Genomic DNA, 13,580 nt, shown 5'->3' on the forward strand with positions numbered 1-13,580 from the left:
CTCATCATTAATTCAGGATAGCTGTAACCATGTTAGATCCCCGTTTGTTCAGAAGCGACCTGGAGCTGGTCGTGCAACAGTTGCAAAGACGCGGTTTTCAATTCGACGCCGCCGCCTATCAGGCACTCGAAGACCGGCGCAAGGAGATACAGGTTAAAACCCAGGATTTGCAGAACGAGCGCAACACCCGGTCCAAAGCCATCGGCCAGGCGAAGGCCAAAGGCGAGGACATCCAGCCGCTGTTGACTCAAGTTGCGGATTTGGGCGACCAGCTCAAGGCTGCCGAAACCGAATTGAATGAGATTCAGGCCCAGTTGAACGCGATGCTGGAAGGCATTCCCAACATCCTTGACGAATCGGTACCGGCCGGCAAAAGCGATGCCGATAACGTCGAAGTCAGCCGCTGGGGCGAGCCGCGCCAATTCGATTTCGCGCCTAAAGACCACGTCGATTTGGGCGAGCCGTTGGGCATGAATTTCGAATTGGGCGCCAAAATCGCCAGCGCCCGTTTCGTCGTATTGGCCGGCAAACTGGCGACCTTGCAACGCGCCATCATCCAGTTGATGTTGGATACCCACATCAACGAACACGGCTACCAGGAAACATATGTGCCGTTCATGGCCAATGCCGATAGCTTGCGCGGCACCGGCCAGTTGCCGAAGTTCGAAGCCGACCTGTTTACCGTCAAAAACGATCCAACCTTTTACCTGATTCCAACCGCCGAAGTACCGGTGACCAATATCGTCCGCGACGTCATCGTCGACGCCAAGCAAATGCCGTTGAAATTCGTCTGCCATTCTCCATGTTTCCGCAGCGAAGCCGGGGCCTACGGCAGTGACGTGCGCGGCATGATCCGCCAACACCAGTTCGAAAAAGTGGAGTTGGTGCAAATCACGACGCCGGAACAATCGGCCCAGGCCCACGAAGAACTGACCGCCCATGCCGAAAAAATCCTGCAAAAACTGAATCTGCCTTACCGCAAAGTCCTGCTCTGTGCCGGCGATACCGGTTTCTCGTCTGCTAAAACCTACGACCTGGAAGTCTGGCTGCCGGGGCAGCAGAAATACCGGGAAATTTCGTCCTGCAGCAATTTTAGGGACTTCCAGGCCCGCCGTCTGCAAGCCCGCTGGCGCAATCCGGAAACCGGCAAGCCGGAGTTGGTGCACACGTTGAACGGTTCCGGCCTGGCCGCGGGGCGCACACTAATTGCGGTGATGGAAAACTACCAAAACGCCGACGGCTCGATCACCGTGCCGGAAGCTTTGCGGCCTTACTTGGGCGGTCTCGAAAAGATTCAATAACTTAGGATTAGTCCGGTCTTTACGGGCGGCAAAATAGTTTGGAGGCGAAACTATCCTGGGTTATCATCCGCCCCGAGGTCGGTAACCTGGGCAAAATCAACAGCTTGCCGAGTCAGCTCCGGCCTCGATAACAATCAAATATAGAGGAGGGGTAACCATGAGTGAAGCGAACGAAGTGCAAGGGCCGTCGTTGTACGAAAGAATCGGCGGCGAGGCAGCGGTCAATGCCGCAGTCGATCTGTTTTACGGAAAAGTGTTGGACGATTACCGCATCAACCGGTTCTTCGAAAAGACCGACATGCCCAAACAGGTCGAACACTTGAAGGCCTTTATGACAGTGGCATTTGGCGGGCCTAACAATTACACCGGCCGCTCCTTGCGCGACGGTCACGCCCGGCTGGTAAAAATGGGATTGAACGACTCGCACTATGATGCCGTCATGGAGCATCTGGGCGCGACGATGAACGAGTTGAACGTTCCGCAGGAACTGATTGCCGAAGCGGCCGCCCTGGTGGAAAGCGTCAGAGGCGAAGTGCTGGGCAAATAAGCTGCTTGCCGCCATTGCCGCCACGAAGTTGCGGGTGGTGTGGCGGCGTCAACCCGAGTCTAAGTTGCGAAATGCTCTTGCCATTGGCGTAGTGCCAACACGGCAAACCACGGTATCAGCAACAAACCGCTTCCCAGCAGCCAAGTTTTAATGGTTGCGGCGGCAGGAGCCGGTTCCAGGCGATCTGCATCGGGATTGCTCGGGACGAAGCACAACACGAGCCCGATCAGCAACATCAGCGGCGGCGCGAATAAAAAACCCAATAATATTCCCCACGCCGACGAGCCGATGTCGCGGGCGCGCTTAATCATCGCAGTGGCTCCGAACAAGCCCAGGCCGGCTGCCAACACCCAATAGCCGCGTTCGATAACTCCTGCAGGGAACTCCCCCAATTTCAGCTCCAATTCGTAGACCATTAGCGCGGTATTGATTAGGCAGGGCAGGCCTAGGGCAATGTATCTGGATCGGTCGTAGCGCAGCATGTTCGATGTTTTTCGGGAATATTCGCCAACAGGCTGCCGATTTTAACGGAATCCGGTTCCCCGGTCGCGCTGAATGCGATCTCCAGCTCCTTTCTGCCGGTGTTGTAGGTGAAGGCGTGCTGTCTATTCAAAATGACTATCGTCAATATAAAAACTATCGATTTTATTTATCTGTAGGGCTTGTTCAGAATGATCTCCAAGCCGGAATGCTCAGATTCGAGCAAAACCGGCGATTCCAGTATTACCGGGAGAACAATCATGAAAACTACACAAATCATCAAAATAACGACTATCGCAATAGCCTTGTTTTCCGGCGCGGCGTGGGTTCACGGCGACCGAGGAATCGGCTCCGGGCATATCAAATCCACGGCCGTGCAGGTCCTTTACGACGATCCGGCCTATAACCGCGGAATACACAGTTACCCTATGTTGGTGCCTTCGGTGCCGATCGCCGAGGTAGACATGGTCTATGTCGATAAAGCCCATGGTCAGGCCATTTACAGCTATCCGACTAACTCGGATCGGTAGATAAGGGGGTTGAGTTTCGTCTGTTTCGGCGCCAGCGGCAGTGCGTCGGCCGAGCCGGTTTTTGCGAGCGCATGCTTCAACCAAACCCCCTAAAGGAATAAGGATACTTTCCGGAGAACTGAGCGTACAATCCTGACGCTCTATGTTTATCAAAAACGGGGAGAGCGACATGAAAAAATATTGGGCAGTGCTTTTATTGGCGATGGCCGGCCAGAGTTATGCTGATGTGCCGCTGCAATCCGGCGACGAAATTCAGGGTAGTTGGAAACTGGAATACACCAAAAAATCGGCCAACGCTCAGGACACGATCAAACGGGAAGATACTTGGGCGTTCAACGCCGGCAAGGTCACGATCACCCATATTCCGCGCGACGGCACTTATTACGACCAGGCACCGGTCAATTACGAAGTGGAAAACGGCAAGTTGAAAATTTCGCTATTGGGTAGGTCGGACAAATTCGACGTGTTTTCGCTAGTCGAAAAAGACGATAAAACGATGACCTTGAAAGGCAAGTTTGGGGATATTTACCACTTTAACAAAAAATGATTCTTGAGCTGCCGTGGGGGGCTTGCTAGCGAAGTGCTGCTCCAAGTCGGACCGGTTTTGTAAACCCGTCCGTAACGTTTTGTGTCTTGTATCGTCGGTCGAAATATGAAACGTAAGCGACGGGGTGCAAACCCCGGCGCGCAAAGGAGGTAGTTTGAAAATGTGCCGCAATGCCCGTTGGACATTACGACTTATTATCTTAACCCTAGCTTTTCCTACGTTTGGGGGGCTCCTCTCCGGATGCCTCACTTGCTTTGGAGCGTGCGACGCTCTTCCAAACGCTACAAAAATGGTTGCGTATAGTGGGGGGGATGGGGCGATATATTTCAACATTCCTGCTGGCATTAACTATAGGCGTGCCGAGCTAGTAGGTATCACTATCCATAGGGTAGATGTAGGGCATGCAATTCCTTACTGGGGTGTTTCGAAGCGAGGCTACACGGATCAAGGTAAACCAGCGAGTGAGGGGCAGGATCTGCCATGGCCGTTGCGCTACGGGCAAACCGGGCCGTTAACAGAAATCAATTCTCAGCCTAAAGCGATTGAGAACGGCACGTACCGGATAGAAGGAGTGGTATGGTTATATAGCGAAAAAGGGAAAGAATTTTTCGATTTATTTGGTCACTTTCGTTATGAAAATGGCGTTGTGCATGATTATTCTATTGACTGAGCCCGCGTAGGTTCGATTAACGCAGTGTAATCGGACGCATGAGGGCCTTTCTTTCTCTGATTACGCGATCGCTAATCCGGAACTACGGTTTTTTGACGCATCGGTCTCAAATCAATCCAATCAAGTGATCCCGGCATGCAGTTTTATACCCAACGCTCTGGTTACCTTCAGTATCGTTGTAAATTCCGGGTTGCCGTCGGCGGACAAGGCACGATACAAGCCTTCGCGAGAAATCCCTGTATCCTTGGCAAGCTGACTCATGCCCCGCGCACGGGCAATGTCGCCCAAGGCGGCACGGATCAAACTGCCATCGCCAGGGTCTTCTTCGATACAAGCGTCGAAATATAGAGCCATGTCTTCATCGGTTTTTAGGTAGTCGCTTGTATCATAACGGGAAAATTCTTCTGTCATGGTGGAGTGCTCCAGTGTTTGGCAATGGTGATAGCTCGCTCTATGTCGGCTTGTTGAGTGCTCTTGTCTCCACCTGCCAGCAATAGGATTAGCATAGGGCCGAGACGCGTGTAATACACCCGATAACCGGGACCGTAATCGATGCGCAATTCGCTGAGTCCTTCCCTGAGGGGTTTGCAGTCACCGAAGTTGGCGAGTGAAACTCTGCGAATTCTGGCTTGGATGCGAGCTCTTGCCCGAGGGTCTTTCAGCGCCGATAGCCAGTTTTTGAAAGTTTCGCTTTGAATGATTTCGAGCATGGCCCGAATTTAGGTGATAGCTTTGTGCCTGTCAATCATAGGTTACAGTTTCTTCGTTATTTTGTCCCCAACCTCGCCAACAACTTCTCCAAAAACGCCACCTTATCCTCCATATCCTTAAAGGTCTGGGTAAAGCGCAATTTATCCGCGCCGTCGAACTTATAAACCTGCGACTGGCTTTGGACCATCAAGATCAACTCGCCGGTATCGATTTGCGGCGCGGCGGTAAACACGATGCGGCCGCCGGTGGCGTGGGCTTCGATTTTTTTGATGCCCAAGTGAGCGGCTTGTTGCTTCAGTTCTGTGACCGCGAACAAGGCTTTGACCTGATCCGGCAATAGGCCGAAGCGGTCGATCATTTCGATTTTTAACTTGCGCAAATCGTCTTCGGTTTCCGTGCTGGCGATGCGTTTGTACAAAACAAGGCGGGCGTGGATGTCCGGCAAATAGTCTTCCGGAATCAAGGCTGCTACTTGCAGATCGACTTCCGGGCCATAGTCCAAAGGCGCGTCCAGCTCCGGCTGCTTGCCCGATTTCAAGGCTTTGACCGCGCGTTCCAGCAACTCGGTGTACAGGGTAAAGCCGATTTCCTGAATCTGGCCGCTTTGTTCGTCGCCCAGCAACTCGCCGGCGCCGCGGATTTCCATGTCGTGCGAGGACAGCATGAAGCCGGCGCCCAGTTCGCCGGAGGTTTCGAATGCTTCCAGGCGCTTGATCGCGTCCTTGGTCATTAGCGTTTTCGGCGGCACGATGCAGTAGCAATAGGCGCGGTGGTGGGACCGCCCGACCCGGCCGCGCAGCTGGTGCAATTGGGCCAGACCCAGCTTGTCGGCGCGGTTGATGACGATGGTATTCGCGCTGGGAATGTCGATGCCGCTTTCGATAATGGTGCTGGCGATCAACAGGTTGAAACGCTGGTGGTAAAAATCCAGCATGATCTGCTCCAACTCGCGTTCGGCCATCTGGCCGTGGGCGATTTGAATCCGCGCTTCCGGCACCAGTTCGGCCAGTTCGCGCATCATTTTTTCCATGGTCTTGACGTCGTTGTGCAGGAAAAATACCTGGCCGCCGCGTTTGATTTCGCGTTGGCAGGCTTCCTGAACTTGCGAATCGATCCATTCGCTGACGAAGGTCTTGATGGCATGGCGGTTCGGCGGCGGCGTGGCGATAATGGAAATATCGCGCAAACCGGCCATGGCCATGTTCAGCGTTCTCGGGATTGGCGTCGCGGTCAGCGTCAGCAAGTCCAATTCGCTACGCAGCTTCTTGAAATGCTCTTTTTGCGTCACGCCGAAACGGTGCTCCTCGTCGATGATGACCAGTCCCAAGGCCTTGTATTGCATATCCTTGGACAGCAATTTGTGGGTGCCGATGACGATGTCGACCTTGCCGTCGGCCAGATCGTCGGCAATCGCGGTTTGCTGTTTGGCGGTGACGAAACGCGAGGTGACTTCGATCCGCACCGGCCAGTCGGCGAAGCGGTCGCGGAAGTTTTGGTAATGCTGCTGTGCCAAAAGGGTGGTCGGCACCAGCACCGCGACCTGTTTGCCGCTTTGCACCGCCACGAAGGCGGCGCGCATCGCCACTTCAGTCTTGCCGAAGCCGACGTCGCCGCAGACCACGCGGTCCATCGGTTGCGGTGCGGCCATGTCCTGCAAAATCGCTTCGATGGCGCTGAGCTGATCGGGAGTTTCCTCAAACGGGAAGCCGGCGGCGAAGGCGTTGTAGTCGCTGTTGTCGACGCTAAAGGCAAAACCGCCGCGCGCGGCGCGTTTGGCGTGGATGTCCAGCAATTCGGCCGCGACGTCGCGGGCCCGCTCCATGGCTTTTTGCTTGGCCTTGCTCCATTGCTCGGTGCCGAGTTTGTGCAAGGGGGCGTTTTCGGCGCTGACGCCGCTGTAGCGGCCGATCAGATGCAGCGACGCGACCGGCACGTAAATCTTGTCGCCGCCGGCGTATTCCAGCATCAGAAACTCGGCTTCGATGCCGCCGACCGTCAAGGTCTGCAGACCCAGGTAGCGGCCGACGCCGTGTTCCTGATGCACGACCGGCGAACCTATGGTCAATTCGTCGAGGTTGTTGAAGATGTTTTCCAGCGCTCGCGCCGCCGACTTAGCTCGGCGCCGGCGTTGCTGGACTTTTTCGCCGCTGAGCTGGCTCTCGGTGATGATGGCCAGTTTGGGTTCTTCGAGCAACAGCCCGTGATCCATCGGCGCGACGACGATGCACGGCGATTGTTCGCTCTGCAGAAACTCCGGCCAGCTCTGGACTTGCTTGGCGGCCAGTTTGACGCTTTTCAGTTTCTCGATCAGGCCCTCGCGGTGGCCGGCGGTCTCGGCGACGAACAGGATTTTGCCGGCAAAGCCTTCGATGAACTGGCGCAGGCGCTGCGCCGGTTCTTTCAAGCGGCTATCGATGGCGACATCGGGCAACGTTTGGCAATGCAGCGATTCGCCTTGTTCGCCTTGGTGGTCCAGCACGATGCGGCTGAAACCTTGGGTTTTGCCAACCAATTCGTCGGCGGCTAAAAACAGGCGCTGCGGCGGCAGTAGCGGCCTGTCGACATCGTATTTGCGTTGCTGGTAACGCTCTTCGGCCTCGGCGTAAAACTGGCCGGCACCGGTTTCGAACTCGGCCGGCAACACGAATAGCGCGGTCTTCGGTAGATAATCGAATAACGACTCGGTGCGTTCGACGAACAGCGGCAAGTAATATTCGATGCCGGCCGGGGCGATTTGCTTGGAAACGTCGACGTACAAATTGTTTTTCGGCGAGGCGTCTGGAAATTGCTCGCGAAAGGCCTGGCGAAAGCGTTTGATCGCGTCGTCGGTAAATGGAAATTCGCGGGCCGGGAACAATTCGACCTTTTGCATCTTGTCCTGCGACATCTGCGTGTCGGCGTCGAAGCTGCGGATCGATTCGACGTCGTCGTCGAATAGTTCGATCCTATATGGCTGCTTGGAACCCATCGGAAACAGGTCCAGAATCGAGCCGCGCACGGCAAATTCGCCATGCTGGTAAACCTGTGATACGCATTGGTAGCCGACCGCTTCTAATTTGGCCCGAGTCAGTTCCAGATTCAAGGTACCGCCAACCTCGATCGAAAAGCTGTGCGCCAAAATATGATCGCGCGGTGCCAGCCGGTGCATCAAGGTCGAGATCGGCACGATCAGCGCGCCGCGCTTGGTTTCCGGGAGCAGGGCCAGCGTGCGCAAGCGTTCGGAAATGATTTCCGGCAACGGCGAGAATACGTCGTAGGGTAGGGTTTCCCAGTCCGGAAATTGCAGTATCGGATAGGCGTTGTCCAGAAAGAACGCCAGTTCGTGCTCCAGGCGCAACGCAGTTTGCGTGTCCGGCGTGACGATGACGGCAAGGCGTTTTTCGGCGGCGATCGCGGTGGCTAGCGCCAACGCATCGCCGCAGCCGGCTAAGCCGCGCCAGATATGGGTCTGTGCGTTTTGTTCGGGTAATTCGGGGAGGCGTAGCGGTGATGCGGTCATGGCAACTAGACTGGAAATGGCGGTAACAACTGAGAACGATGGCTAACTGGCAAGCGGAGTGGCCGGGCGCGGCCCGCCGGGCTGAAATCGCTCGGCGCCGGTTTTGGCGGTCAAGCCAAATTTTTCTGTTGGATTTCGATATCCTGCATATAGCGCTGAATGTTGGTTTCGAATGCCGGCGGAATATCGGTAAACCGGCAGCCGACCCGCAGCTGCGTGGCGGTCATGGTCGCTCTTACCTTGGTGATTTCCTTGATCTCGAAACTGATTTTGGCTTGGCCGCCGTCGTGCAGATAAATCATGCAGCCTTCGTGTTTATCTTCCGGATTCAGGAATTTGTCGAATTGCGGATCGGGATTCAGAAAGGCAAAGCCGGAAATGCTGAGGTCGACCAGTCTGAAAACGCCTTTCAATGTCGTGGGCTCCGCAGTTTCCTCAGTGTTGGGGTCGACCGGCGGCGTAAATTCGATTTGGCACACGCTGTTGATATGCGACAAAGGCACTCGAATCCGGTAGAACTGGCGGCGTTGCATCCAGAAAATCGCATCCGGTATCGGCATTGCGAACACCGGATGGCCGTCGCTTTGCGATTTCTTGATCGATTTGCCGCGGAACGAGACTTTGATGCCTTCGAATTCGGTGCGGAACAGGACTTTGGGCGAATTCAGCAACTGTTTGTTCAACAACTCGGTGGGCGCGACGTCGAGCGTCAACAAGTTGGCTTTCTGGTCGAGATCGATAATCGTGGTTAAAAACGATTGGTTGTGTTCGCCGAAGTGCGCGGAAATAATGCACTTTTTCTTTACCAGATCGGTCAGGTGGCCAAAAACCAATTTGGAGTTTCTAACAAGATAGTCGGATTCTTTTTCCATTAAAGTTGCTAAATATTGCGGTTTGCGGAAAACGCTATTGTAAAATAAGCGCGATTATAGTCCAAAGGCAGGAGTTTTGATGGGTTGGTTGCTATTGTTGGCCGCGGGTTGTTCGGAAATCGTGTTCGCGGTAAGTCTGAAGTTCAACGACGGCTTTACCAAACTGTGGCCGAGCGTAGTGACCGGGATCTCCGGGATCGGCAGTTTTTATTTGTTGATGTTGGCTATTCGCACGTTGCCGTTGGGAACCGCCTACGCGGTGTGGACCGGTATGGGCGCGGTCGGGGTGGCGGTGATCGGCGTGTTCTGGTTCAAGGAATCGGCCGACTGGATTCGGATGGCGTCGATTCTGTTTATCGTGATCGGCATCGTCGGCCTGAAACTGACCCACGCCGATTGATGTTGCATTTGTTGTCGCAATCGCCGCTGCAGGCTGAGGTGTTCGAGAGAATGGCGCCCGGGGACGAGATCGTGCTGCTGGATGCCGCCGTCTGTAGCGCGCTGCGCGGCCACCGTGATAACAGGTTGTTGCTGCGGGCAATGGAGCAATCCTGCAAGTTGTATGCGATGCGGGACATGGTCGCGGCTCACGGTTTGGCGGCGGATCGCTTGTTGCCTGGAATTGAAGCGATAGATTACGCCGGGTTGGTCGAGTTAACCGTCAAACATCCTGCGATTCATTCCTGGTGTTGATCCACGACGGCGCGGTTTTGGAAACCACGGAAGACGGTTTCTTGCGCGACGCAGGCCAATGGAGCCCAAGCGTGGCCGAGGCCTTGGCGCTGGCCGAGGCCTTGAAACTGGAGGATGCGCATTGGGAAATCCTATATTTCATCCGCGACTACTATGCCCGCTTTAAACATCTGCCCAATGCCAGGATGTTTGTCGCCGCAGTCCGCAAACAATTCGGCGAAGACAAGGGCAACAGCCGTTATCTGCAAAAACTATTTCCCAAAGGGCCGCTGAAATACGCCTGCAAAATCGCCGGCTTGCCTAAGCCGCCGACCTGTTTATAACGTTTTCGAGAGATATTGATGAGTAATCCGCGTGTTGGTTTTATTAGTTTGGGGTGCCCGAAAGCCCTGGTCGATAGCGAGCAGATACTGACCCGCTTGCGTACCGAGGGCTACCAGGTGTCGCCGAATTACAAGGATTCCGATCTGGTTATCGTCAATACTTGCGGCTTCATCGATGCGGCGGTGGAAGAGTCGCTGGACAGCATTGGCGAAGCCTTGGCCGAAAACGGCAGAGTGATCGTCACCGGTTGCCTGGGGGCGCGGCAGGACGAGATTTTGGCGCGCCATCCGCAAGTGCTAAAAATTACCGGCGCCCATGCCACCGACGAGGTACTGGAAGCGGTGCACGAACATCTGCCGCCGGCGCACAATCCCTTTCTGGAGTTATTGCCGCCGCAAGGTATCAAGTTGACGCCCAAACATTACGCTTACTTGAAGATTTCGGAAGGTTGCAACCACCGTTGTACGTTTTGCATCATTCCGTCGATGCGCGGCGACCTGGTCAGCAGGCCGATTGACGACGTCATGGCCGAGGCGGAACGTCTGGCTAATGCCGGTGTAAAAGAACTTTTGGTTGTTTCGCAGGATACCAGTGCTTATGGTCTGGATCTGCAATATCAAAGCCGACCATGGCGTGGCCGCGATTATCAAACCCGATTCAAGGATTTGGCGGCGGCATTGGGCGAGTTAGGTATTTGGGTGCGGATGCATTACGTCTATCCCTATCCGCACGTTGATGACGTGGTGCCGTTGATGGCCGACGGGAGGATCTTGCCATATCTGGATATCCCGTTCCAACACGCCAGCAGTCGAATTTTGAAGCTGATGAAGCGGCCGGCCGCCGCGGAAAACAATCTTGAACGTATCCGCGCCTGGCGCAACATTTGTCCTGATTTAACCATTCGTAGCACCTTCATCGTCGGTTTCCCCGGCGAAACCGAGCAGGAATTCGAAGAGCTTTTACAGTTTTTGAGCGAGGCGCAAATGGATCGGGTCGGTTGTTTTGCCTATTCGCCGGTTAAGGGCGCTGCGGCAAACGCGCTGCCGGGTGCAGTGCCGGAAGAGATCAAGCAGGAGCGGTTGGCGCGGTTTATGGAGCATCAGGCTGCGATCAGTGCCGAACGCTTACAGCAACGGATAGGATGCCGAGAGACCGTGTTGATTGACGAGGTGGTCGAAGAGGGCGCAGTGGCGCGCAGCAGAAGCGACGCCCCCGAAATCGATGGCCAGGTGTTCATCGACGGCGCAAATCACCTTCAGGTCGGAAGTTTCGTCGACGTCGAAATCGAGGACGCCGACGAGTACGACCTGTGGGCCAAGCTGGTCTAACAAAAAAGCCGCTGGTGAGGCGGCTTTTTTATCGGATTTATAACGGAGTAACGTTTTCCGCTTGAGGGCCTTTTTGGCCGTTGGTCACTTCCATCGTGACTTTTTGGCCTTCTTTCAACGTTCTGCGGCCGCTGCCATTGATTGCGCTGAAATGCACAAACACGTCTTTGCCGCCCTCTTGTTCGATGAAGCCGAAACCTTTTTCATCGTTGAACCATTTAACTTTGCCTTCTACTTGAACTGACATAAATTTCTCTTGCTTTTTAAGCGCTATACGCTGGTTTGGAACTAGGGTTTGTGACTAAAGCGGGTAAGCGGAAAACAAAGTTTGTTGATCCTATTGCGAGCTTGAAAAGCGACAACGATACCGAGCTAAATCGGTTGCATTATACATGGCTCTTTGCGGCTATCCATAAAAAGTAAAGCGATTTTTTGCCTATCAGGCGCCTGCCTTGCCGAGTATTCTTGGTGGTTGCAGGAGGCGGACGATGGACAGCGTTAAACGGTTCTGGCTCAAGGTGTTGAAAAATAAAAATATTTTCGATTGCGCTGTGCGGGAGAAGCCTGGTTCGGCAGGGAGGTAAAACTGAACGATAAGCTTCAAGAGCCGATAGAAATTTTGTGCTCTTGGCAATTGTCCTAACGGGCAGCAATTCATTGCTGCCGTGTAGCGTCAGAAATAATGGCCGTTGAGGAGGAAGTGGGTGGCTATGCTGCCGAAGAAACCCAGTAAAATCACCGGCATCCACTTCAAATGGCTGCTGAATGTATAAATCCCTTTCATCTGCCCCATTAGGCCGACCCCTGCCGCCGAGCCGATTGCCAACAGGCTGCCGCCAACGCCGGCGGTCAATGTCACCAACAACCATTGGCCTTGCGAGATGTCCGGATGCATGGTCAGTACGGCGAACATGATTGTGCCGTTATCGATGAAGGCGGAAAAAATGCCGACCAGAATGTTGGCAATGGTCGGGTCCATGCCGATGTACAACACGTTGGAAGCCATCGTCAAATAGCCGATGAAGCTCAAGCCTCCGACGCTCATCATTACGCCGTAGAAAAACAGCAAGGTGTCCCATTCCAGATGAGCGACGCTCTTGAATACGTCGAATTTCTGGTCCTGGTTGTTGGTTGGCAGTTCCACCTGGAATAGTTTATAGACGTGAGCAAAGTCGCTACCCTTGGTCTTATCTTCGGTTTTCTGCAGGTAATAGCCGAGGAACTTCAGATAAGTCAGGCCGGCCAGCATGCCGGCAGCGGGCGGTAATTTAAGGAAGTTCTCGAAACAGACCGCGGTAATGATGGTCAGCAAGAACAGGACGATCATCGCCAGCGCGCCGCGCTTCATGGTCGGCGCTTTGCCCACTGCGGCCGGAAATTCACGCGGAATCCAAAAATGCATGACGATTGCCGGTAGTGCAAAGTTGACGACTGCAGGGACGAACAACGAGAAGAAATCGGCGAACGGCACCACGCCGCTTTGCCACACTAGCAGTGTTGTGATATCGCCGAACGGGCTGAACGAGCCGCCCGCGTTGGTTGCCACGACGACATTGATCGAAGCCAGCGTCACGAAACGCCGATTGTCCTTACCCATTGCCATGATCACGGCGCCCATCAGCAGCGCCGTGGTCAGGTTGTTGCATACCGAGGACATGAAAAACGACATGAAACCGGTGATCCAGAACAATTTGCGGTAGCTGAAGCCCTTGCTCAACAGCCAGACCCGTAAATTATCGAATACGCCGCGATTTTCCATCGCATTCAAATAGGCCATCGACACCATGATGAACAAGAATAGTTCTGCATATCCGATCAGCGCGGCGCGGAAGGCTTGCCCGGCTTCCTCGCGCATGCCGCCGTTAACGTAGACGCCGGCAATAAAAGCCCAAATCAAACTCGCCGCCAGCACCATAGGTTTGGATTTGTTCAGTTCGGTGACTTCCTCGGTCATGGCCAACGTATAGGCCAGCGAGAAAATGGCTATGGCGAGATAGCCGACCCAATGATGGGTCAGGTCGAGAACATGTTCTGCAGCGGGCTCGGCATTGGCCCAACCCAGGATTGGCGAGCAAGCA

The 13,580-nt window shown here is 54.5% G+C and carries 16 protein-coding genes; 9 read left to right on the top strand and 7 right to left on the bottom strand.

Translation table 11 applies throughout. The features are described from left to right. Positions 1-29: 29 nt before the first annotated feature. Both serS and NP603_RS06065 read left to right on the top strand, forming a co-directional pair. Positions 30-1,301, top strand: coding sequence for a serine--tRNA ligase (gene serS / locus NP603_RS06060; protein ID WP_256610026.1), 1,272 nt, complete (start codon positions 30-32; stop codon positions 1,299-1,301). Between the two features lie 157 nt (positions 1,302-1,458). Continuing rightward, complete coding sequence (locus NP603_RS06065) at positions 1,459-1,848, top strand: group I truncated hemoglobin (RefSeq protein ID WP_256610027.1); 390 nt, start codon at positions 1,459-1,461, stop codon at positions 1,846-1,848. Positions 1,849-1,907: 59 nt separating this feature from the next. Here the strand turns inward: NP603_RS06065 and NP603_RS06070 are convergent, their stop codons facing one another. Next, positions 1,908-2,330, bottom strand: coding sequence for a DUF805 domain-containing protein (locus NP603_RS06070; protein WP_256610028.1), 423 nt, complete (start codon positions 2,328-2,330; stop codon positions 1,908-1,910). Between the two features lie 258 nt (positions 2,331-2,588). Between NP603_RS06070 and NP603_RS06075 the strand changes: the two genes are divergently transcribed. The 3 genes from NP603_RS06075 to NP603_RS06085 all read left to right on the top strand — a co-directional run bounded on the left by NP603_RS06075 (position 2,589) and on the right by NP603_RS06085 (position 4,075). After that, the gene (locus NP603_RS06075) at positions 2,589-2,858 is read left to right on the top strand and encodes a hypothetical protein (protein ID WP_256610029.1); all 270 of its coding nucleotides are present in this window, start codon (positions 2,589-2,591) and stop codon (positions 2,856-2,858) included. Positions 2,859-3,027: 169 nt separating this feature from the next. Further along, positions 3,028-3,405, top strand: a complete 378-nt coding sequence (locus NP603_RS06080; protein ID WP_256610030.1) for a lipocalin family protein — start codon at positions 3,028-3,030, stop codon at positions 3,403-3,405. 289 nt (positions 3,406-3,694) lie between these two features. Further along, positions 3,695-4,075 (top strand): hypothetical protein, encoded by a 381-nt coding sequence (locus NP603_RS06085; RefSeq protein ID WP_256610031.1) that lies wholly within the window; start codon positions 3,695-3,697, stop codon positions 4,073-4,075. Between the two features lie 120 nt (positions 4,076-4,195). Here NP603_RS06085 and NP603_RS06090 read toward each other — a convergent pair whose 3' ends face one another. From NP603_RS06090 to NP603_RS06105, 4 genes are all read right to left on the bottom strand, one after another. After that, positions 4,196-4,486, bottom strand: a complete 291-nt coding sequence (locus NP603_RS06090) for an addiction module antidote protein (RefSeq protein ID WP_256610032.1) — start codon at positions 4,484-4,486, stop codon at positions 4,196-4,198. Then, positions 4,483-4,785: a type II toxin-antitoxin system RelE/ParE family toxin gene (locus NP603_RS06095; RefSeq protein ID WP_256610033.1), complete on the bottom strand. Its 303-nt coding sequence runs from the start codon at positions 4,783-4,785 to the stop codon at positions 4,483-4,485. The genes NP603_RS06090 and NP603_RS06095 overlap by 4 nt, the downstream gene beginning before the upstream one ends. 56 nt (positions 4,786-4,841) lie before the next feature. Continuing rightward, complete coding sequence (gene mfd / locus NP603_RS06100) at positions 4,842-8,285, bottom strand: transcription-repair coupling factor (protein ID WP_256610034.1); 3,444 nt, start codon at positions 8,283-8,285, stop codon at positions 4,842-4,844. Between the two features lie 110 nt (positions 8,286-8,395). Continuing rightward, positions 8,396-9,157: a flagellar brake protein gene (locus tag NP603_RS06105; RefSeq protein ID WP_256610035.1), complete on the bottom strand. Its 762-nt coding sequence runs from the start codon at positions 9,155-9,157 to the stop codon at positions 8,396-8,398. A gap of 79 nt (positions 9,158-9,236) precedes the next feature. On the opposite strand from NP603_RS06105, the gene NP603_RS06110 reads away from it, so the two are divergent. Genes NP603_RS06110 through rimO form a run of 4 tightly spaced genes read left to right on the top strand, consistent with a single transcriptional unit; the run spans position 9,237 to position 11,502 of the window. After that, a complete protein-coding gene (locus NP603_RS06110; RefSeq protein WP_256610036.1) occupies positions 9,237-9,557 on the top strand; it encodes a DMT family transporter in 321 nt (106 codons plus the stop codon). Beyond that, positions 9,557-9,850 (top strand): sulfurtransferase complex subunit TusB, encoded by a 294-nt coding sequence (gene tusB, locus NP603_RS06115; RefSeq protein WP_256610037.1) that lies wholly within the window; start codon positions 9,557-9,559, stop codon positions 9,848-9,850. The genes NP603_RS06110 and tusB overlap by 1 nt, the downstream gene beginning before the upstream one ends. After that, complete coding sequence (locus tag NP603_RS06120; RefSeq protein WP_256610212.1) at positions 9,841-10,173, top strand: TusE/DsrC/DsvC family sulfur relay protein; 333 nt, start codon at positions 9,841-9,843, stop codon at positions 10,171-10,173. Before tusB ends, NP603_RS06120 begins: the two co-directional genes overlap by 10 nt. 18 nt (positions 10,174-10,191) lie before the next feature. Continuing rightward, positions 10,192-11,502, top strand: coding sequence for a 30S ribosomal protein S12 methylthiotransferase RimO (rimO, locus tag NP603_RS06125; RefSeq protein ID WP_256610038.1), 1,311 nt, complete (start codon positions 10,192-10,194; stop codon positions 11,500-11,502). Between the two features lie 37 nt (positions 11,503-11,539). Here rimO and NP603_RS06130 read toward each other — a convergent pair whose 3' ends face one another. Beyond that, positions 11,540-11,749 (bottom strand): cold-shock protein, encoded by a 210-nt coding sequence (locus tag NP603_RS06130; protein ID WP_054760518.1) that lies wholly within the window; start codon positions 11,747-11,749, stop codon positions 11,540-11,542. 426 nt (positions 11,750-12,175) lie between these two features. Next, the gene (nhaD, locus tag NP603_RS06135; protein WP_371928776.1) at positions 12,176-13,456 is read right to left on the bottom strand and encodes a sodium:proton antiporter NhaD; all 1,281 of its coding nucleotides are present in this window, start codon (positions 13,454-13,456) and stop codon (positions 12,176-12,178) included. Positions 13,457-13,580 lie beyond the last annotated feature (124 nt).

It is taken from the genome of Methylomonas aurea, from assembly GCF_024505045.1.
GTDB lineage: Bacteria > Pseudomonadota > Gammaproteobacteria > Methylococcales > Methylomonadaceae > Methylomonas > Methylomonas aurea.